Source organism: Phyllobacterium chamaecytisi (genome assembly GCF_020164455.1).
GTDB classification, from domain to species: domain Bacteria; phylum Pseudomonadota; class Alphaproteobacteria; order Rhizobiales; family Rhizobiaceae; genus Phyllobacterium; species Phyllobacterium chamaecytisi.
The window spans coordinates 1-19,861 of the sequence record NZ_JAIQWW010000003.1; the positions used below are offsets into that span (position 1 = coordinate 1).

A 19,861-nucleotide genomic window follows, 5' to 3' on the forward strand; every position below is an offset into this window, starting at 1 on the left:
CCCATTCGCGGTGTCGCATCGCCCCGCGCGAAAAACGCATTTCGTTGATCGCGAACGCTCGTATTGTGGTTCTCTTTCCATCCGGTGCGGTCCTTCTGCAGGTGAGGCCCGCTTTGGGCGCGTTGCAGCCGAAGCTCATTGACAAGGTGAAGAGCAGCTTTCCCGGCGTAGCCCCCCGGCATATGCCAGTCCGTTTCCCACCCCCAAGCTGGACATTCAGCCTGCATAAGGCCACCGGCAGCTTTCAGGAATTTTAGCAGCAGGCTGAACGGCTGGATTCAGGGCGCATAGTCGCTTGATCGCAATGTTTGGAATTGAGAAAGTTTCGTTAACGCGTGCAGCCCCACTGTGCGGGGCTGCACGCGCTCAGATTTAAGTGTGCTCAGCTAGTTCCAGCGCATCCTCAATGTCCACGCCAAGGTACTTGACCGTATTTTCGATCTTGGTGTGCCCCAACAGGATTTGGATCGCGCGAAGATTGCCTGTCGCCTTGTAAATCATTGCGGCCTTCGTGCGCCGAAGCGAGTGCGTGCCGTAGTCTTCGCGCCGCAGCCCAATTGCGGTCACCCATTCATCGACCAACCGGGCATACTGGCGAGTACTCAGATGATCGGTGTGGTCGACTCGACTGGGAAAGCGTAGTCGTCGATTGTTCCACCTCGCCGTTCAAGCCATGCAAGCAAACTTGCCCTCACCTCCGCCGTGATTTCGAACTGAACCGGACGGCTGGTCTTTTGCTGGACGACGATGGCTCGAGTTCGAATTTGCGTTCCTGTCACGAGACTCCCGATTTTCATTTTCACGAGATCGCAGCCCCGCAGTTTGCTGTCGATTGCGAGGTCAAACAACGCACGATCTCTCATGCGTCCCTCCCTATCAAGAAAGAAACGGATCGTCCAAATCTGGCGCTGTTTCAGCGGCTTCTTGACACCGACCTTTCGGCCGGCGCTCCACGCCGGACGGCCCAGGGCGGTAGGATCGTATTGTGCAATACCCATTTCAGGTCTCCTTAGGCCAACATTGGCCGTTAGGAGAACGCACGGGCGCAAGTATTGAAGGGGGCCGAGAGCGGCTGGTCCGCTATGGAATGACCAGACGCGGATAGCGGACATTTGGCTTAGGAATCGCGCCTGCGCGGCAAGAAGCCATGGAAATCAGAAGAAAAGGTTGAGCCTGACCGATGTTTTAGTGTTTCGGTCATATCTTTTGAAAGCGGTAACCTATTGATATCACTGGTTCTAACTCAGTTTGCATGCATCATGAAGCAGAAACTACTAAATCCTCTTGGAGAACAGAAGGTCAGGCGGGAGCGGAGGCGCTTCGCGTTGCTTTGAACTGTTGAGCGCTTCCCGCGACACGTCGCGGGATGTCTGCGTCTCATGCTTGATCCGTCCCGGACTTACGCCTTGGCGGCGTTCTGTGCGGCCTCGAATACATCGCGTGCGGACATCGTACCCGCTACATGCTCCGTACCCTCGACGCCGAGGTCCATCCATCCCGCATTCACGGCTTCGTACATTTCTTCGGCAGGTCCGCTGTGGCCTTTCAGGATGCCGAATTGCTCTAACGCTTCCGCCCACCCCGCACGCGGGATTGCAAAGGCTTTCACGTCGAGATTCAGGACTTCGCCCAATTGCTCCGCGACTTCATCCGCAGTGACCATCGAACCAATCTCGACGATGCGCTGCCCTGACCACGCTGGCCCGGTCAAAAGGGTTGCGACCTCCGCGCCGATGTCGTTCGTCGCGACCATGGTCGATTTCCGGTTTGTCGGATTGTAGAAGGCGGGTAGCGTTCCGCCCTGCGCGACCTGCAAGCCGAAAAGAAAATTTTCGAAGAACCCGCCTGCGCGCACAAATGCAATTGGCGATATCAGGTCGCGAAAACCTTGCTCCAGAAGCGATAAGGCCGTGATCACCCCGTGCCCGCGGGTTCTGTTCGCACCCATTGACGAAAGCGCAACCACTCGCGGCGGCGCTGCCTCGGTGAGCGCCTCGACATAGTTTGCAATCACGCCCTTTGCTTCTTTGTAATCGGGCGAGGGTGCCCAGACAGGGGGCAACATGACGAACGCGCCTTCGACGTCTTTGAGCGCTTGCTCGATGGCTGCCGAATCATTCCAATCGCCGTCGACCAGTTCCACGCCCTGGTTCGCCCAGTTAACCGCCTTCTCGCGGTCGCGGACCAGCGCGCGCACCTTCTTGCCTTGCGCTAGCAAATGCCTTGCCGTCGCGCCGCCCACGTTTCCCGTGATTCCCATTACTAAAAACATGCGTTTTCTCCTGATGTTGGGGACAGAGGACTGCCCCAGTTGGTTCAATGGATGAGCGGTAGAATGGCCCGGATTCGGGGGTCACGCAGATAGAGGCCGCCCCAAGTCATCGCGCCCAGAAGCAGCGAAATGATTTCCGGCGGCGACCCCAACTCACCGATGCGGACATGGGCGCAGATCGCGCCTCCCAAAAAGCCCGTCACCAGGATCGCGCCGAGGACGGCGGTGGCCGGGATGGCGTAAAGGATGGCGCAGGCGAGGATGATCGGACCCACGACATGGGTCAGATCCATCGCGAACCCGGTTTCCTGCAACATGCTTGCGATCTGTGCGGGCGCGAAAAGCTGAATAGTACCGTCTGCCAGCAGAGCGATAACGACAAACCCGCTCATTATTCGGCCGACCCACACGGCGCGATGCAAGATCGTAGTTCCAAGTACCTGACGCTGGTTCATAGTTTCGGACACTTGTCATTCTCCGATTAGAATTTCTAACTCGAAGGTTACTGTGTCTCTCAGGTGTGATAAACAACAGGAATTGGAACTCACTGTTCTATCCAGAGTTAACAATACCGAGGCACGAAAATGCAGAACCTCCAACCCATCCTCATTTTCATAACGGTGGCGGAAATGGGGAGCTTCACCCGAGCAGCCGATAGCCTTGGCATTCAGAAGGGAAGGGCCTCAACGGCGGTCCGGAAGCTGGAAGAAAATATCGGTGTCAGGCTCCTGCACCGGACAACGCGCAGCGTGCTGTTGACGGAGGACGGACGCGCATTTCATGCCCGTGCCCGCGATCTGCTTGCTGAAGTCGATGACCTGCACTCGATGTTCGCAGGCGACCGCGTGGCACTCCGCGGGCGTTTACGGGTCGATCTTCCGACCGAGGTGGCGCGCACAACGATCGTGCCGGCCTTGCCCGACTTCATGGCGGCTCACCCCGAGTTGGAGCTGGAAATGTCAAGTACGGATCGGCAAGTCGATCTGGTTCAAGAAGGGTTCGACTGTGTATTGCGGCTTGGAGCCATAGGGGACGAGACGTTGATTGCCCGCCCACTGGGCCTGTTGCGCATGGTCAACGCTGCCAGTCCCGCCTATCTGGCGCGCTTTGGCGTCCCTCGATCGCTAGAAGATCTCCAGCGTCAGGGACATCGGACAATTCATTTTTCGACAATGCTGGGCGCAAGACCCTATGGATGGGAATATCCGGACGGCGGCAGCTACGCGGCGCTTCAGTTGCCAGGTGCGCTACACGTCAACAGCGCGCAAACCTACGACGCCGCTGCCCTCGCCGGCCTTGGCCTGATTCAAGCCCCACTCTTGGGGATTGGCCAATATTTTGAGAGTGGAGCGCTAGTGGAGATCATGCCCGATTTTCGTCGCCGGGCGATCGCCGTTTCCCTCGTCGTAGCACATCGGAGCAATCTGTCGCGCCGAGTCCGCGCATTCATGAAATGGATTGAAGATGTGCTGACGCCGTATCTGGAATAGCGAAACTAAACTTCTTCTTCCGGCCCCGAAATTAATATTCTGAGTTCTGCCGGTCGGCTGCCTGGCGGTTCAACAGAATGCGACTCTGAAACCGGCGACCTTTGAAGTCCGACATGAGATATCCTCAAACTTTTCCGCCTTCTGTCTCCCTAACGCGATCCCAATGTAACAGAACCATTTCCGTAAGGCAGCAAACGGGCAATCGGAACGAATGGCCGCTTTCGGGACGACTCACTTTGCCCGAGAACGGCGAGGATAAGGGCGCAAAGCAGCCATCGCATCAACGCACGTGCTTAAATTCCTGAACCGTCGAGGTGCTTCGTGTCCTCGCCTTCCCAAGGTGGGGTATAGTACGATCCAGATTGGCAGAGGGCATCGGCAAGCACTTCGCCTAAATCAATCTCCATCCGGGATCTCCACTTTCGAACGATGTTTTTATTTCCGCTTTGCCGTTACATTAGTAGATACTGACTGTGCACGATAAACTGTTTGCCTTGTGCCAGGACTGACACCCAAATATCGGGTAATATATTCCCGGCTTACTCATTTACGGCCGTCGGTACGATGCAATCTAACTGCGGCAAATCTAAACGCGTCAGTCGGGTTTGCATCGCAGCAACGCTAGGGCCATCCATGCCATTCTAGAATTCGGAACCGAAGATGACGTGAGTGTTGGTGGACTGATCATTTGATAAGCACTCAATTTTTATGGTTTAATCATTCGGCTTTTGCGTAACTTTTAGTCACCAGACCAATGATTTTTGACTAGGGTACTGAATGCTATTGCCTGGCTGCAACATTCTCAAATCGGATGATGGGGTACACACACTATCGGATCTACGAAACGGTTGTGGGTGGTGCCTATAAGATGCCTGGAGAACTCAACGGTGGCAAAGCTTGTTTCGCTAATTGTGCTTATATGGGCCCCGGTCGTTCTCGCGGCGGTTATCGCATTTGGCTTGCTGCGGAGACGGAGTTTAAAAAAGCGCCGCACACAAGCATCCGCTCCGAAGAAGCCGGAAAATAAATGACGACCGCTTTCGTTCTCCAAAAGTGGAAAGAGGGGCACCAAGCAAGGCAAGTGCTGAGACAGGAATAATGGCTTGATCAGAACCAGCGGCCGAACCGATAGTTTCCTATATATTCACCCCAGGAAGTTCTCGCGCACGGTACTCGTGACGCCACGACACTTTGATTTATTAGTCCACCGCATTACGGCGGATAGGGCAAGCCATGCATGCCCGCCGCCGCGCTTGCAGCCATGAATCTGGCTCCGTACCCAGCAACGTTTTTTGCACAAGGTGGCCCGCCGGCACTCCGTGCTCAAGATTATCACAAAGGTCGCGACCCTGCTGCCGAGCGTCAGATTTTTAGGCGAAGCCGAGCTTCAAACACAATAAGCCAGAAGTTCTTGCTGGTGTTTAGCGGTTGAGGAGTATTCGATGCTTCATCACAACAAATGCGGGTGAATAATGCCTTTGGGTTTCGCCGCCAAGTTCTGGTGCTATGCTTTGCCGTCGGTCGCGTATAAGTGATCCGGTCGGCTCAGTACTCTACACAATGTAATTTTTTGCGCACGTCATGTAACCGTTACGTACTGTGCGAAACTAGCTGTATGTGCTCGAACATTCTTAATCAGCATTGTTCTTTTATCAGCTTTACGAGAGGTGACGATAATGAACGTTTCATATCCTCAAGTCTCAGTGCAAAGATCCTCCGCTTCTGAGTTTGCATCTGCTGAGGCAAAGACACGACGTGGCATGGCTTACGGCCCTGCATCGGGCAGAAATCCTGATGCCTACGGGGAGGTTCCGGCTCACCGGGATACACAGCCAGCCACCTATACCGAAGCCCACAGCGCGGCAATTTCCGTATTTGAATTGAATGTTGAAAAACTGCCTGAAGAATCTCGGTTCGATGCTTGGCGTCGCAACTTTGCTCCCATGGTTGAGCTAACAGGGGTGGACAATGATCCGGCTCCTTTCGTTGGAAAGCAGAGAATGTGGGACCTGGGTCCCATCGCCCTTACCCATATCAAAACGAACGAGCTGAACTTTGCGAGCGTTCGTGGCCATACACGGCGCGACCCACTTGACCATTGGGCCGTGACCCTCGTGCTCAGAGGAACCACCGAAACGTCGATCTCCTGCCGGACCTTCCGCGGAGGTGCGGGAGTTGTACAGGTCCATCCTCTTGGCGGGTCCTTCGAGGGATCCGTTACTGACAGCGAAATGCTGATCTTGTTCGTTCCGCGTGACTTCTGCCCGGAGGTGGCGCGTGTGCTGGGTGCGATAGAGTTCTCGACGATCGACACGGGCATGGGCCAGTTGTTATCAGATTTCCTGCTTGGTCTTGCGCGAAGGCTCGCGAACCTCGAGGTCACCGATCTGGGTAATCTCGCGGCTGCGACCAAGGCTATGATTCTTGCATGTGCGTCACCGACTGCTGACCGCATTCAAGAAGCGGAAGAACCCATTTCGATGGTGCTTCTGGAGAGGGCACGACGCCTGTTGCAGACCAAACTATTTGATGCTGATTTCCGCATCGACGGCGTTGCCCGCGAACTTGGTGTCTCGCGCACACGGCTATATAGGTTGTTCGAACCCTATGGCGGTGTCGCCCATTACCTGCAGCGCCGGCGTCTCATTGACGCGCATGCTGTCCTTGCGGATCCTTGCGATCAACGTCTGATCGTAGATATCGCCGAACAGCGCTGCTTTACCGACGGAGCAGAGTTTAGTCGGGCATTCAGACGCGAGTTCGGCTACACACCGAGCGATGTTAGGGCCGGTATCCATGGCGGTCTGCCGAATCGGCCCGCGACCGATCTCGCCGCGAACTCTCCGGAAGAGCGATTTGGCATACTCTTGCGCAAACTTCACGGATAACGCCGGCGCAGTGCCTGGATTGACCGCATCCGGATTTTGGGACGCTCGGCCTAACGACGGGATTCCCTACCTAATAACTCATAACCCGAATGTGCTATAGACCCTGGTATCAATCGTCAAATGCGATGAACCTGCATGCTTACGGACACCAGCGTAGGTAAGGGAGGATTTTGCTATGAAACGCAGGACTTTTCTCACAGGGAGCGCTACCTCGGTGGCGGCACTATCAGCGCAACCGGTATTGGCGCATTACCAGCCTCCTTTAAATGATCCACCAGCACCCGGCGAATTGGCAGCAACTGCGGCTCGTTTACGCGCCCAATTCATGAAAGATCTTGACCCAGCCTATATCGAGAACGTGATCGTTCCGCATTTCCTGGTGAGCGTTTTCGAGGGTGAGCGGTCGTTTCTTCCGATGATTGATCTTGCACTCACGAAGGAGAACGCTCTTCCCAACGATTTATGGGGTCTTCTGAGCCGGACATGGAGGCCCGCGCCGGAAGATGGCGTGACGGTATTTCTTCAAGGATTGGAGAAGCGAGGACCGGATAACCGTCGCAAGAGGATTTACATGTCGGCGGTAACGCCAGATCTGTACCGTGATAAGTATGGCGGCAAGGTTACAGCGTTTTTTGACCAGTTAATGTCCGAAGCCAATGCGGGACGGCCGCTGATGCGCGTCTACCTGAATTCGTTTTGGGATCTGTACTGGGATTTGCATCTGGGCGTCTCGGGAGACGAGATACCGGAGCGTGTCCGTCAAATAGGCGAGAGTTTCAACACGGTTCTTGCTTACCGAGACCCAACGACGCGCATCGTCTACGAAAATTATATGATCGTGCGATCCCATCTCGAGTTTTTGAAATCATGGATCGACGAAAAGCTCGCCGATATCGCGTCAGGAAAGACCACAGATCCAGAAAAGACGTTCGCGTGGTACTGGATCAAGAACGGCGAAGAGAGCGCGTATTTCAATCACAAGGACGTGGTGTTCGAATGCTTTCACAACTTCGTGGCATTCAGTCAGTGGGGCAATACCATTTACAATATCATGCTTCGTCTGGCCAATGGTGTGGGTGACCCGGATATCAAGGCTTCTTTCAAGCAAACCATGGAGGGTGATCCGGACAACGCAAACGGTGCCCCATTCACGCCGCTCGAGACATTCGTCATGGAGTTGTTCCGGCTGATTTCGCCAAATGGCGGCAGCATTTCTGCGCTTGGGGAAACGCAAACGCCACAATTCGACCGGCACGGTTACATCATCAGCCCCCACACCTCGACGAGCGTGGACCCCGTGCACTGGACGAACCCCAAAAAATTTGATCCTTCACGATATAAGGATGCTCCCACGAGCTCCGACATCGATGGAGCCAAAGCCAAGCAGATCGGTTTTGCCAAATGCCCATTCGACTTGACATCGTTCGATGTCAAAGACGGTCGCAAGGCTGCGCTGCACAACAGTGGGTTCGGTACTGTTTTCGGTGTCGCTGACGGTAAGCAGCTCCCCGTCTGCGACTATGCAGGCTTTGCGCCTTTTGGCTTTGGTTATCGTCGCTGTCCGGGCGAGCAATTGACCATTCAAGCCTTTGAGGATTTTCTGCGAAAGGTTTCGAAAGACAAGATCGAGTTTATGAAACTTAATATTGCCAACCCTGAGCCTTTGCCGATCGGGCCAACAACGGTGATTGGTGATGATATCGGTTTTGCACGCGTCGTATAGCTGGAACAAACTGATGGTCCGGGAGGCATCGTGAACAGACGAACTTTCTTGTCGACCCTGATTGGCGTGGTCACTTTTGCGGCGATTACCAAATCGTGCCAGTTCTAGCCTTGCCGATGGCGGACGTCGAACCGATAACCTCCGATCGGAGCCAGATGAAAGCGCGAAGGGTCACGCCCCTGATGGCACTCCCGTCGAACTAGCGCAGCAACGCAGTACTTCGCGGCGTTATAGCAACTCTCGGCGTCGGCAGAATCGCAGGCACCATCGACGTACCAGACGGCGGCGTGTTTGCCGGACATATCGTGATGTCTGGGCGCGGAGACGCCGTCGCTGTCGCTGGGTCTATTCTCGGCGATGACAGGTGAGGCAACGTGTGGGAGCCGCGTGCCCGCATGCGAGGGAGGAATGGAACTTTTGGCCAATGATGTCATCACCTTGGAGCGTGCGACGGGCGCTGTACATGGCACGTTGTGATTGGCTGCGTAGTCTCGCTGGCACCATCCATTCCGTTAACGTAGCACCTCGACTTCGGCGTAATGCACCAGTCTACAAAGCATAATGTTTAGCCAAATGTGGCTGGCGTCTGGTTTTGGCGCAACGGCGACCTCAGCGTGGTCGTCGGCAATGTGTGCTTTCAGGCGGTGGCATAACTGACCTCAACAGCCGACATGCGGGCGCAAAGCCGCCCCTCACTCCATTATCTTCCAGTATGAGTCTTTGCGGACTACCTTGCCGTCGCGAAATGTGTAAAAGTCACAACCCCGGACTTCCTTTCTCGCCCCATTGATGGTGGTGCCCGTAAGGGTCCATTTTGAGATGCCAGTCTCGGTATCCGAATCTACAAAATGCTCCTCGTTGCCGTAATGAACATCGGGCAGGCCCTCAAAGCGCGTTGCCAGCGCTTCGCGTACCTTCTGTTTGCCCTCGAAACGAGAATCCCCAGGATTGTTTCCCCGCGGCATCTCCAATACACAATCATCAGAAAAGAACGTCATGATGCGAACAAGATCATGCGCGTTGAAGGCCTCACATAGCTCCTTCAGTGTCGATCGAATATCCATCGCCGCGTCTCCACTCAGTCGGTGTGGCTGGCAATAGAACCACAGTGGCCCATAGGGTTCCATTCGCTCATGTTCCCTATGGGAACCTTGTTCCTCGGATAAGCAGATCTTCGTCTATCCCCGGGGATGCATTCTTCGCCCACCGTTCGGCTCAGGGTTAATACGTTTTGGCGGCACTCCCGCGATATGCCTCCAGAGCAAGTCGAATGCGTCAAACTTGCCGGCCGCGGTTCCGTCGGACGATCATGAGCACGATGAGCACCAGACCAATCGCGATCAGCACAATCCCCAACGTCAGGTATTCGGTCGATCCATCTCGATAGCCAACAGCTGCCAGCAGAAAGCCCAATATGATGGCAATCAACCCACCAAGCTTTTTGAACAATGAGATCGGTTTGTCATCGATTGCAGCCATGATGAACCTCCAATTGCTTTATTTCCAAGGATACCAAGACCCTCAAAACGGGTAGCGTGCATGCTACCAGTGCTCGGGTCGTCGCTCAATAAAACGAGCAAGCGAATGTTCGAGGGCACCGCTAAATACACTCAAAGCGAAGATTCGGGATTCCGCGCACGTCACAGCAGTAGCCGGATCGGCTAATTTTCCGGTAGCGAGGTCCTTTCCAGGGAGATCGGCATGCCAAGGTCTTTCGTCAGGGCACTATACCTTTGTGTTATGCTGTCACCTGTCATTGGGCTCGATATCGCCAACGCCGCTCCGCCTGCTCTTACCGTTGGGACAAGCCTGAATAGGGGGCGTCCAATCGTTTGCGGGTTAGATGCCAATCGGTTGAGACAACGTGGCTTTCACGATGTTTGGCGTGTTGGTTGCCGTGGGCGGTTCTTTGTCTATCGGGCATGGCACGCGGGCCGCCGTTTTGAAATCGCAGTCAATCGCCACAACGGCAGGGTCGTCGACTTACGCAGAATTGGTTGATCCGTCCACAACACTCGCGACATTCAAGACATGACGGTTGGGAGTATTCGACATGAGGGACTACAGAACATCTTCAATCATTCAGTATGTAACCGTTACGTACTGTGCCATGTGCTCTGTCTGTGCTGACCTAATCCCATTGAACTAACGGCAAGGGCGGGACAGCCGTTGTTCTGACCACCAATCGTCGTGGAGGAAAGCTTGGGAAAGAATTTGTTTGTATCGCTGGGACTTGTTCTCAGCCTGTTGATGACGCCTGTGGCGCTGCCTACCGCCGCCATTGCCCAGTCCGTCAGTATCACCATCGGCACCAATCTCAACAGAGGCAGGGGAATAACCTGCAGCCAGGGTGAAAGGCTGCTCCGCAATCGCGGTTTCCACAACATACGGCGCATGGATTGCCGTGGTCGGTTCTTTATTTATCGCGCATTACGTGGAAATTCCCGGTTCGAGATTGCCGTCAGGCAAAGCAATGGCCGCGTCGTCGATGTGCGAAGGATTGGAAGGAGATAGTTCAGGTTCGTTCGGTGCGAACCCGGATAGAGGGCCTTCAGAGGCTGCGAGTCCGTAGCCAAAGCGGGGCACTCCTTCCCTCGCAGGCGCTCTTGACCGCATCGACGGCCTATGGCCCCAATGCCATCAGCCGCTACAACCTGTTCCTGCCGCGGCCGTAAACGGGCAGGCCGCCCCCGGAGCGACAGTATTCGGCGGGCTGATTTTGGGCACGATCGTTGGCCTCCTGATGTAAGGGGAACTGTGAAGCGTCAGCTTTTCGGAATTGGAGAGAACCCCGCGCGAAGCTAGGAGACTAGGCAACGGTTCGCCTGATCGATTAGGATCAGAACCTGTTCATTTGGCATTCGGTAGTCGATAACGATGGCCGCCCGCCGACATGCTTGTGATCGATGGCAACCTCCTTGAGATCACCAACCGCATGAACGAGCCATGAAATACCTGGCTGTCGTCACGAAAGATGGCAGAATAAACAAGAAGTCATGAACGTACGGTCCTATCGACGCACCGTGCTTTCAAAGATGCGGATAGGCGCACTCAGGGCGGCTCCCGTCACCGTGCCGATTGCCAGGCCGGCTTCGACGGCGGTAGCACCAAAATTGCCGGGTATGTTTGGATCGGCGTCAGAGAGTGATTGCCCCCTCAGCAGCCGCTCGCCAAAAAGCCGGACGACTTCGGGGCTTGTCGCAAACTGCGTGTGGTTGAGGCTGTCACCGTTGCGCAGCGCACTGAGGTCATACACCGTAATTCCGGATGCCATCTTTAATTGGGCTTTATAGCTTGCGTCTGTAAGGTCCACTCCGCCAACGCGCGTCACTTGCCCAGATATCAGTCGGGAAAGCCGAAGCGCTCTGTCGTTTGCCGACACGAAGATCGATATATGTGGCCGTTCTTGCCCGATGTCGATCAGCTGCTTCCGAAAGACATCGATATCGAGATCCGGCGAAGCGAGAATGACGTCCGTGATCTTGGGCGATATCCGCCTGCCTTGCATCGCTATGTCACGCAGGGCTTCCATCACCGGCCAACTGCCCATTGAATGAGCCATGATCGTGATCTCGGATACGTCCGGGCTATTGACCGCCTGTTGAATGACGTAGCCCAATTCGGAGCGGGAAAAATTGGTGCTTTCCCTATCGTAGTTGTAGTCAAGCAAAGCCCCACGCGATGGCCAGGAAAACAGCACTGGGGTCACCTCGGCGCGTGAGTCGTGGACAATTTGGGCGAAACGAAAGACCGCGTCTTCGAACCGTGTGTTGAAGCCATGCACGAAGATCAGAACGCGCCTGGCACTCACCGCATGCGACCGATACCAGGTTCGGATGTCCCGAACGTTGATGGTGTCTACGGCAGTGGTCACGAAGTTTCGCTCAGGGTCGCCTGGAAGCCGACGCGGCCATTGGATTGTTCCCGGATTGCGGTTGGGCGGAATTGAGACGACGACGTTGGCGAGGTTAAGATCGTGGCCCCGCTCGCCCGTAAAGAATACGCCCTTTTGCGACGTTGGTGCTCGAGTCGTCGCAACCAGCAAATCAACCTTGGCCGCGCCAGACGCCGCGGTGTTGACGGGCGCAAGGACACCCCGGGCCGGTGACGCACATGCCGCAACGCCGCCCACCAAGATGAGCGTGATTGTACGGAGTATCAAAATGCTTCGACTGAACACCAAGTGCCTATCCAATGCGCCATCGACTGCTGGCACTGCGTCTGCGACCGCTAATACAGGAACCAACCAATTCCGATCGCAGCGGCAACACCGATCAGAAACACTACGGTGAACGTGAAGGGCCCGACGTTCACGCCGAGTTTTCTCAACCGCTCGTCCAGATCATCATGACGCATCGAAATCCTCATCATTTCTTGCAGATCAACCGTGAAGCTTGCGTAGCAGCAACCCAAGGCGTTCTTCAGGAGCTGCCGTGGCGATTTCGCCGGCTGGCCTGATCGGCACACCGCTCTTGCAGCCCGCTCTCACTTCGCTTGGCGTATAGCCGAACTCCCTCTTGAATGCCCGGCTGAACTCTGCGCCATCACTGAAACAGCGCTGCTCAGCGATCTCAACAATACGACGTTTGTCGTTCGGGTCCGCTAACGCTGCGTGTGCATCGAGGAGACGCTGATGCTGCAGGTAATGCATCACGCCGCCGAATGGCTCGAACATCCGATAAAGCCCTGTGCGTGAAATCGCGAGGTCACGCCGCAACGCATTCGCATTGAACGATGGGTCGAACAATCGGGATTGCACTATGCGGCGTGCCTTATCGAGCAACACGCGGGCGATAGGTGCCTGAGCCTCGTCGATGTTGCCTGGAGATGGCAGGAGACACGCCCGGATCATCGCCTGAGTCGCGCTCACGAGTTCAGGGAGATTGTCCGCCTCGACCGCTGGCAGCCGCTTGGCTAGTCCGATGAAGTAATCGGACAATAGCCGGCCCATCGCCGTGTCGACTGTGGAGAACTCGGAAGCACTGAGGACATGTGCCACTTCTGGATCGGAATCTCGGGGAACAAAAAGCACCAGCATTTCACTGTCTGTTGCACTCCCTTCAAACCAACGTCCCAACGAATGGACCTGGACTATACCGGCGCCGCCTTGAAAGCTTCCTGCCGGACCAACGGTGCTGATCGAACCGTCGAGTGGAAGGGTCAATGTCCAGTGATCGAGCGCTTCCCTTCGCGTATGACCAGGAACACTTGCAAACTCGAGTGCGCTGGTTCTGATCCGCGAGAATGCCAGACGACCGAGATCCCAGACGGTTTGCTTTCCTTCAAAGCCGCGGGACCTGTCCCTGCATTCGCTAAACTCGAGCATCGACGAGAAGCTTCTGCGCCAGGATTCATACTGATGGTCAATCGGCACGCCGCTGGTATCGAACTTGAACGCGGGAATAGAGAATGCGCCGGAAGGCGACCGCTTCGGTTGCGGAGGAGGGCAGTTGATGGCAGACGCCGCTGCCGCGTGTGCAAAGTTTCGATCGAGCGATGCATCCGATGGCGCGACTTGATCATGCGCGTTCATGATTTCACCATTTGTCGTACCCGGAACAACGTGCAAATCGGTGGCGTCTCATTGTTAGAGACGAGCATAGTAGTACTTCGATCCATTTTGTTGGGGGAAGTACAGGCATGGCTGCTCCAAAAAACCACAAGAGTAAGGTATCGCGCAGTTACAAATGCTCGACTTCACAAGTGTGGCACAACTCCGGCAGTCTGTTCAGTACGTAACTGTTACGAAACGAGTTGCACAAACGGTGGCCTCTCTACCTGAAGGTGTTCGAAATTAGATCGAAGTTCTGTCAGAATTGTCAAAAGCCTTTGCCGACAGCAACACGGCAATCCATTTCGCCCCGGATGATTTCTCGCAGTAGATGATGAACGCGATGAGAATGGGGACACCAATGAATGCGCCCGGCACTCCCCACATGAAGCTCCAGAAGAACACCGAAAAAATCACGGCGAAAGGCGAGATTGCCGAGGAGGGGCTGATCAACAGAGACGTGCCGCTGGCGCTAACCCTGCTCAATTGACGAGAAAGCCGATCGCGAACGCATTTGCGATATCGATGAAAAAAGCTGACACCAGTGGTAGGATAATGAAGGCCATCGGTGCCGCGCCGTGCAGTTTGGTAATGGCAGTCATATTGGCGATGGCAGTTGGCGTCGCCCCAAGGCTTATGCCACTGAAGCCGCCGGCAATCACCGCGGCGTCGTAGTTGCGACCCATCAGCGGGAATACAACGAAGAGTATGTAGGCAATCGCTGCAACCGTCTGGAGCGCGAGGATCAGAAGCAGCGATGGCCCAAGCCCTCCGAGAGTCCAGAGTTGCATGCTCATCAGCGACATTGCAAGAAAGATGCTCAGCGAAAGGTCGGAGACAAGGGCCAACGCGCGCGTCCGCGTCGGCCAAAACAGGGTCGGCATGATCCGCGGAACGACATTGGTCAAGACGATGGCAGACAGGAGGCAGGCGACGAAGAGGGGTAGACGAAATCCCAAGTCAGCCAATAGCTCATCGACCGTGTAGCCGATAAGGACCGCAACGTTGAGGACGAGGATGGTGCGCAGCAGCGTGATATGGTTGAGGTCGTCTTCTATGACGTCGTTATCCCCTAATCCAATCGAAGGGGCAGCGTCAGGACCTTTAAGCTGGTAGCGCGCAATCAAGAGACCAGCGACTGGCCCACCGACAAGACTTGCAATGACAAGACCTAGAGTTGCCGCCGCCACGCCAATCTCCATCGCGTTGGTGAGACCGAAACGCTCGGCAAGAATCGGTGCCCATGCAATTGTCGTGCCATGTCCGCCAATCAGGGACGCTGAGCCCACAAGAACGGTCATGCCTTCGGGCATTCCGAGGGCGGCGGTGCTTCCGGCGGCGATAAGATTCTGGATGACGAGATAGATCAGCGTCAGTCCAAGCAGGATTAGCAGCGGCTTGCCACCGGCGATCAGATCGGCAAGGCGAGCGTTGAGGCCGATGCTGGTAAAAAAGTAGAGGAGCAACAGGTCGCGCGCCGCGAGGTCAAACGAGATCGCAATCCCCAAAACACGATAAGCGAGAAGGGTTGTCAGAGCCGCGAGCAAACCGCCGGTCACGGCTTCCGGAATGTTCCATTGCCGCAGCACCGCGATCCGGCCGTTCAGTCCAGCGCCGATAAAGAAAACGACAATTGCTATCGTCAGACTGACAAAACCTGGAAACTCGATACTTGTCACTGGCGATCGAACCTCATCTGGAGCCTAGGCCGGATTATGTGAAACAGGCCGCATGGTGGTGGCACTGCTCGTCGGTTCCTTGACCCGGAATGCGGCCACATAGAGGGCTGGCAGGAAGACGAGAGTCAGCACAGTTGCCACCAGCAGCCCGCCCATGATCGCGATCGCCATCGGTCCCCAGAAAATGGTCCAGGCTATCGGGATCATACCGAGGACAGTGGATATCGCGGTCAGCATGATAGGACGGAAGCGCGATACGGTGGCATCGATCACCGCGTTCCACACCTCGGTCCCCTTGCCCCGTTCTGTCTCGATCTGTTCGATCAGGATCACGGCGTTCTTCGCGATCAGTCCGAGCAGTGATAAAATACCGAGAATGGCGACGAAGCCCAAAGGCCTGTTGAAGATGAAGAGCGAACCGACAACACCGATGAGCCCCATCGGGACAACGCTCAGCACCAGAAACAGGCGGCTGAAACTCTTCAGCTGGATCATGAGAATAGTGATCATCAGGAACAGCATGATCGGAACCACGGCGATGACCGAAGCTTGGGATTTGGCGCTTTCCTCGACCGTTCCGCCCGGCACGATCCGATAAGGACCGGTTAGGCTTGCGTTGAGCTTCTCGATCTCCGGTTCGAGTTCCTGAACGATGGCTTCCGGCGAGGACCCGGCTGTGACGTCCGCTTGCACGGTGAGCGTTGGAACGCGGTCGCGGCGCCAGATCACGGGAAATTCCTGATCGACCTCGAATGTGGCGAACTGGCTGAGCGGAACGGTCCGGCCGTTGGCGAGCGGGAACTGCAGCGTGCGCAGATTCTCGAGTGATACGCGCTGTTCATCGGTCGATCGGACGACGACATCGATCAGGTAGATATCATCGCGCACTTGCGTCACGGCTGTTCCGGACACCACAGTGTTCAGGGCGGTGGCCAATGCCTGGGAACTTAGACCCAACAGGCGCGCCTGATCCTGGTCTATATGAACTCGTATCGTGCGTGCCGGTTCGATCCAGTCGAAATTGATGCGCTTCAGCTGCGAATTGCCGCCCAGCATCTGCGCTAGGCGTTGGGCGATAGCGCGAACCTCGTGCGGATCGGGGCCACTGACGCGGTACTGCACTGGCCAGCCAACCGGTGGCCCGAGTTCGAGCAGCGAGACGCGTGAAATGGCACTCGGAACCTTTTCCGCCAGTTCCTCTTCCAGTCGCGCTCGCAGCCTCTCGCGGCCGGGAACATCCTTTGCAACGACAACCGCTTGCGAGAAGAACTCATTGGGCAGTTCGACGTTGAGCGGCAAATAGAAACGTATGGCTCCGCGCCCGACATTGGTACTCCAATGGGCCACATCGGGATCATCCTTCAGAAGCTCGTCGAGTTGGTCCGAGGCTTGCTGGCTCGCCTCGATCGAAGCGTTTTGCGGCAGTCTTATATCGACAAGCAGTTCAGGACGATCGGACGATGGAAAGAACTGCCGCGGCACGAATGGAAGTGCCAGAATCGCGAGCACGAAACATGCGAGTGTCAGCCCGATGGTTAGCCAACGCATGCGCAAAGCGACGAGGAGCAAGCTACGGAAAGAGCGAAGAATGATGGAAGGTTTTCCAGGCTCGGTATTCTCCGGCTTCTTGAGCAGGGCTACACCGAGGAGAGGAGAGAAAATCACGGCCCCGAGCCAGGAGACGACGAGGGCGATACTGACAACTGCGAAGATCGAGAATGTGTATTCGCCTGCAGAACTCTGCGCAAATCCGATCGGAACGAAACCCGTTGCGGTGACGAGGGTGCCAGTCAACATGGCAGCTGCCAGCGTCCTGAACGTAAAACTCGCCGCCTCTTCCTTTTCGTCGCCGAGTGCGAGCCGCGTCGTCATGGAATCCACTGTTGTCATCGCGTCGTCCACCAAGAGGCTGAGCGCGATGATCAGGGCGCCTAGCGACACACGCTGCAGATCTATCCCGAAAATCTGCATGACCGCGAACACCATCGCCAGAGACAGTGGAATGGCGAGAGCAACAACGGTGCCCGCGCGGATACCGAGGCTGATGAAACTGACGGCCATGATGATGAGGATCGCCTGCCAGAGCGACGTGGTGAATTCTCCGATGGCATCATCGACGACCTGCGGCTGATTGGCGACAAGCGTAGTGTCGACGCCGATCGGCAGATCCGCAGTGATCTCCTGCATCGCCGCCGTGATGTTGCGGCCCAATGCCAGAATATCGCCGCCCTCACGCATGGAAATCGCAAGGCCCATGGCCGGCTTGCCATTAACACGAAACATCGGCTGCGGCGGATCTGCGTAGGCCCTGTGGATTTCGGCGATGTCGCGCAGCCGGACGAGCCTGCCGTTTGCAACAAAGTTGAGATCCTGGAGATCCTCTTCCGAATCGAAAGCTCCGCTTACACGCAGCGTCAGTCTTTCGTCCGAGGTGCGCAAAGTGCCCGAAGGGCTGACCACATTCTGTGCCTGGAGCGCTGCGATCACGGCGGCCCTGTCGATGCCGAGACCGGCGAGCTGTTCGGTGGAGAATTCGATAAATATTCGTTCTGGCTGGGCTCCAAGCACGTCGATTTTGGAAACATCTGGCACATGCAGCAAGTGCGAGCGGGCGTCATCAACATAGTCGGCAAGTTCGCGCTGGGTGAAACCATCCGCGGTGAAGCCGTATATGATGCCGAATGTATCGCCGAAATCATCGTCAAAGCCGGGCCCCACGATGCCCGCTGGTAACGTCGGTCTAATGTCCCCAATGCTCTTGCGCACTTGATACCAGACGTCAGGGACCTCCGCCGCCGTCGTGGCATCCTTGAGGTTCACGAAGATGGTTGTCACGCCAGCATTGGTAAAGCTGCGCAGAAAATCCACTTCAGGTATCTCCTGAAGCTTGCGTTCCAGCCGTTCGGTAACCTGTTTCAGCGTGTCATCAAGGGTCGCGCCCGGCCAAGCCGCCCTGACGACCATCGTCTTGATGGTAAACGCCGGGTCCTCGTTGCGACCGAGATTGATAAAAGCGGCCGCACCGGCCACGACTACCGCAATCATCGCGTAGATCACGAGTGAGCGGCTTTTCAGTGCCCATGCTGACAGATTGAAGCCGTTCATTGGGTTGACCCAAGCAATCGAACTTCCTGGCCATCATGCAAGGCCTGAACGCCGGCGGTCACGACGACCTCGCCGGGGTTGAGGCCCTGGGCAATGATGACCGTGGCTGGATCAAAGCGAAGCACTTCGACGTTGCGTGTCGACACGGTTTTTTTGTCCTGATCCACGATCCATACTGCAGGCTGTCGGTTGAAGTTGGTCAATGCGGTGGCGGGTATTGCGATCTCCGGCGACGAAGCGAGTGTCACACGTCCGGTGACTGTCGACCCGAGTCGCATGGCCTCCGGCGTATCGCTCAGGCCGACGCGCACCCGGAACGTCCTTGTAGTCGGATCGGCTTGGGGTGCCACCTCGCGAACCCGTCCTGTAGCTTTGACCGCAGGATCGTCGGTCAGGGTGACTTCTATGATAGCCGCCTCCGGCGCCTGTCGCAGCAGCTGCGCCGGTACATCGAATACGGCATCGCGACCATCTTGTCGGGCAACCTGCAGGACCATTTGCCCCGCCTGGACAACTTCGCCCGGCTCGGCACCAACGGCGGTGACGCTGCCGGCGGCATCCGCGTGCAATTCCGTGAAGCTCACGCGATCCTCGGCGTTGTCCAACTGGGCTTGCGAACTGTCGACCTGGGATTGCGATGCCCGCATGGCCTGTTGGGCGGCATCAAATTGGGCGCGTGTTGTAAAACCCTGCCGCAATAGTGTTTCCTGTCTTCCAAACGCGTTACGCGTCTTGACTAGCTGCCCTTCGGCAGCAACCAGGTTGGCCTGTGCGGTGCGGAGTGCACTGATCTCATTCTGGGGGTCGAGTTTTGCCAGGATTTGTCCTGGCTCGACCTGATCGCCAACGTTAACCAAGCGTTCGATCACACGCCCGCCAAGCCGAAACGCGAAGGAAACCTGGCTCTCAGCCTCGACATGGCCGGTAAGGCTGACGCTGTCGCCAAGCTTGCTGTGCTCGACCGTAATGGTCCGTACAGGGCGGATGAGCGGGGCGGGTTGCTTTGTCTCCTCCCGACATCCGGCAAGGATCGTGGCGGCGGTCAAAAGACCAAACAGCGCGCCAAACGCACGCACCCTTCGCATCGACCTATTCACTAAAACCAGCATCCTCATGCACTCCGGGAAGCTCAATTAAATGGGATAAAGCTTAT

The 19,861-nt window shown here is 56.2% G+C and carries 16 protein-coding genes and 1 pseudogene; 6 read left to right on the forward strand and 11 right to left on the reverse strand.

The genetic code is table 11. The annotated features are described in order from the left end of the window. Window positions 1-257: hypothetical protein (locus LB462_RS05610; protein WP_224506382.1), on the forward strand; the 257-nt coding region annotated here is incomplete at its 5' end. Between the two features lie 115 nt (window positions 258-372). On the opposite strand, the pseudogene LB462_RS05615 reads toward LB462_RS05610, so the two are convergent. The 3 genes and pseudogenes from LB462_RS05615 to LB462_RS05625 all read right to left on the reverse strand — a co-directional run bounded on the left by LB462_RS05615 (window position 373) and on the right by LB462_RS05625 (window position 2,739). Then, window positions 373-998 (reverse strand): annotated as a pseudogene (locus LB462_RS05615) (tyrosine-type recombinase/integrase). Window positions 999-1,399: 401 nt separating this feature from the next. After that, window positions 1,400-2,272, reverse strand: a complete 873-nt coding sequence (locus LB462_RS05620; RefSeq protein ID WP_224506383.1) for an NmrA family NAD(P)-binding protein — start codon at window positions 2,270-2,272, stop codon at window positions 1,400-1,402. 44 nt (window positions 2,273-2,316) lie between these two features. Then, window positions 2,317-2,739: a DoxX family protein gene (locus LB462_RS05625; protein ID WP_224506384.1), complete on the reverse strand. Its 423-nt coding sequence runs from the start codon at window positions 2,737-2,739 to the stop codon at window positions 2,317-2,319. Between the two features lie 117 nt (window positions 2,740-2,856). Here LB462_RS05625 and LB462_RS05630 point away from each other — a divergent pair, with 117 nt between their 5' ends. The 3 genes from LB462_RS05630 to LB462_RS05640 all read left to right on the forward strand — a co-directional run bounded on the left by LB462_RS05630 (window position 2,857) and on the right by LB462_RS05640 (window position 8,373). After that, complete coding sequence (locus LB462_RS05630; RefSeq protein ID WP_224506385.1) at window positions 2,857-3,762, forward strand: LysR family transcriptional regulator; 906 nt, start codon at window positions 2,857-2,859, stop codon at window positions 3,760-3,762. A 2,000-nt stretch (window positions 3,763-5,762) separates the two neighbouring features. After that, complete coding sequence (locus LB462_RS05635; RefSeq protein ID WP_370637073.1) at window positions 5,763-6,650, forward strand: helix-turn-helix domain-containing protein; 888 nt, start codon at window positions 5,763-5,765, stop codon at window positions 6,648-6,650. 325 nt (window positions 6,651-6,975) lie between these two features. Then, window positions 6,976-8,373, forward strand: a complete 1,398-nt coding sequence (locus tag LB462_RS05640; protein WP_224506386.1) for a cytochrome P450 family protein — start codon at window positions 6,976-6,978, stop codon at window positions 8,371-8,373. 692 nt (window positions 8,374-9,065) lie between these two features. Here LB462_RS05640 and LB462_RS05645 read toward each other — a convergent pair. Both LB462_RS05645 and LB462_RS05650 read right to left on the reverse strand, forming a co-directional pair. Next, window positions 9,066-9,437: a nuclear transport factor 2 family protein gene (locus LB462_RS05645; protein ID WP_224506387.1), complete on the reverse strand. Its 372-nt coding sequence runs from the start codon at window positions 9,435-9,437 to the stop codon at window positions 9,066-9,068. A 211-nt stretch (window positions 9,438-9,648) separates the two neighbouring features. Next, complete coding sequence (locus tag LB462_RS05650; RefSeq protein ID WP_224506388.1) at window positions 9,649-9,852, reverse strand: hypothetical protein; 204 nt, start codon at window positions 9,850-9,852, stop codon at window positions 9,649-9,651. Between the two features lie 723 nt (window positions 9,853-10,575). Here LB462_RS05650 and LB462_RS05655 point away from each other — a divergent pair. Next, the gene (locus LB462_RS05655) at window positions 10,576-10,887 is read left to right on the forward strand and encodes a hypothetical protein (protein WP_224506389.1); all 312 of its coding nucleotides are present in this window, start codon (window positions 10,576-10,578) and stop codon (window positions 10,885-10,887) included. Window positions 10,888-11,383: 496 nt separating this feature from the next. Here LB462_RS05655 and LB462_RS05665 read toward each other — a convergent pair whose 3' ends face one another. From LB462_RS05665 to LB462_RS05670, 3 genes are all read right to left on the reverse strand, one after another. Then, a complete protein-coding gene (locus LB462_RS05665) occupies window positions 11,384-12,535 on the reverse strand; it encodes an alpha/beta hydrolase (RefSeq protein WP_224506390.1) in 1,152 nt (383 codons plus the stop codon). A gap of 68 nt (window positions 12,536-12,603) precedes the next feature. Continuing rightward, window positions 12,604-12,729, reverse strand: a complete 126-nt coding sequence (locus LB462_RS31115; protein WP_255626489.1) for a hypothetical protein — start codon at window positions 12,727-12,729, stop codon at window positions 12,604-12,606. A gap of 25 nt (window positions 12,730-12,754) precedes the next feature. Then, window positions 12,755-13,906: a helix-turn-helix domain-containing protein gene (locus LB462_RS05670; protein WP_224506391.1), complete on the reverse strand. Its 1,152-nt coding sequence runs from the start codon at window positions 13,904-13,906 to the stop codon at window positions 12,755-12,757. Window positions 13,907-14,285: 379 nt separating this feature from the next. On the opposite strand from LB462_RS05670, the gene LB462_RS31385 reads away from it, so the two are divergent. Beyond that, a complete protein-coding gene (locus LB462_RS31385; protein ID WP_370637074.1) occupies window positions 14,286-14,414 on the forward strand; it encodes a hypothetical protein in 129 nt (42 codons plus the stop codon). On the opposite strand, the gene gltS is transcribed toward LB462_RS31385, so the two are convergent. From gltS to LB462_RS05690, 3 genes are read right to left on the reverse strand one after another with little or no spacing between them, the layout of a single operon-like run. Further along, window positions 14,407-15,603 (reverse strand): sodium/glutamate symporter, encoded by a 1,197-nt coding sequence (gltS, locus tag LB462_RS05680; protein WP_224506392.1) that lies wholly within the window; start codon window positions 15,601-15,603, stop codon window positions 14,407-14,409. The two genes, LB462_RS31385 and gltS, sit on opposite strands and share 8 nt — an antisense overlap. A 24-nt stretch (window positions 15,604-15,627) precedes the next feature. Further along, window positions 15,628-18,708 carry an efflux RND transporter permease subunit gene (locus tag LB462_RS05685; protein ID WP_224506393.1) on the reverse strand — a complete coding sequence of 1,027 codons (3,081 nt, stop codon included), beginning with the start codon at window positions 18,706-18,708 and terminating at the stop codon, window positions 15,628-15,630. Beyond that, a complete protein-coding gene (locus LB462_RS05690) occupies window positions 18,705-19,793 on the reverse strand; it encodes an efflux RND transporter periplasmic adaptor subunit (RefSeq protein WP_224506394.1) in 1,089 nt (362 codons plus the stop codon). Before LB462_RS05690 ends, LB462_RS05685 begins: the two co-directional genes overlap by 4 nt. Between the last annotated feature and the right edge of the window lie 68 nt (window positions 19,794-19,861).

Coding starts and splice junctions, on each gene's coding strand:
- LB462_RS05650 (WP_224506388.1), bottom strand. CDS start 9,852: ATGGCTGCAATCGATGACAAACCGATCTCATTGTTCAAAAAGCTTGGT.
- LB462_RS05670 (WP_224506391.1), bottom strand. CDS start 13,906: ATGAACGCGCATGATCAAGTCGCGCCATCGGATGCATCGCTCGATCGA.
- LB462_RS31115 (WP_255626489.1), bottom strand. CDS start 12,729: ATGCGTCATGATGATCTGGACGAGCGGTTGAGAAAACTCGGCGTGAAC.
- LB462_RS05635 (WP_370637073.1), top strand. CDS start 5,763: ATGTGGGACCTGGGTCCCATCGCCCTTACCCATATCAAAACGAACGAG.
- LB462_RS05685 (WP_224506393.1), bottom strand. CDS start 18,708: ATGAACGGCTTCAATCTGTCAGCATGGGCACTGAAAAGCCGCTCACTC.
- LB462_RS05645 (WP_224506387.1), bottom strand. CDS start 9,437: ATGGATATTCGATCGACACTGAAGGAGCTATGTGAGGCCTTCAACGCG.
- LB462_RS05620 (WP_224506383.1), bottom strand. CDS start 2,272: ATGTTTTTAGTAATGGGAATCACGGGAAACGTGGGCGGCGCGACGGCA.
- LB462_RS05690 (WP_224506394.1), bottom strand. CDS start 19,793: ATGCGAAGGGTGCGTGCGTTTGGCGCGCTGTTTGGTCTTTTGACCGCC.
- LB462_RS31385 (WP_370637074.1), top strand. CDS start 14,286: ATGAATGCGCCCGGCACTCCCCACATGAAGCTCCAGAAGAACACCGAA.
- LB462_RS05640 (WP_224506386.1), top strand. CDS start 6,976: ATGAAAGATCTTGACCCAGCCTATATCGAGAACGTGATCGTTCCGCAT.
- LB462_RS05630 (WP_224506385.1), top strand. CDS start 2,857: ATGCAGAACCTCCAACCCATCCTCATTTTCATAACGGTGGCGGAAATG.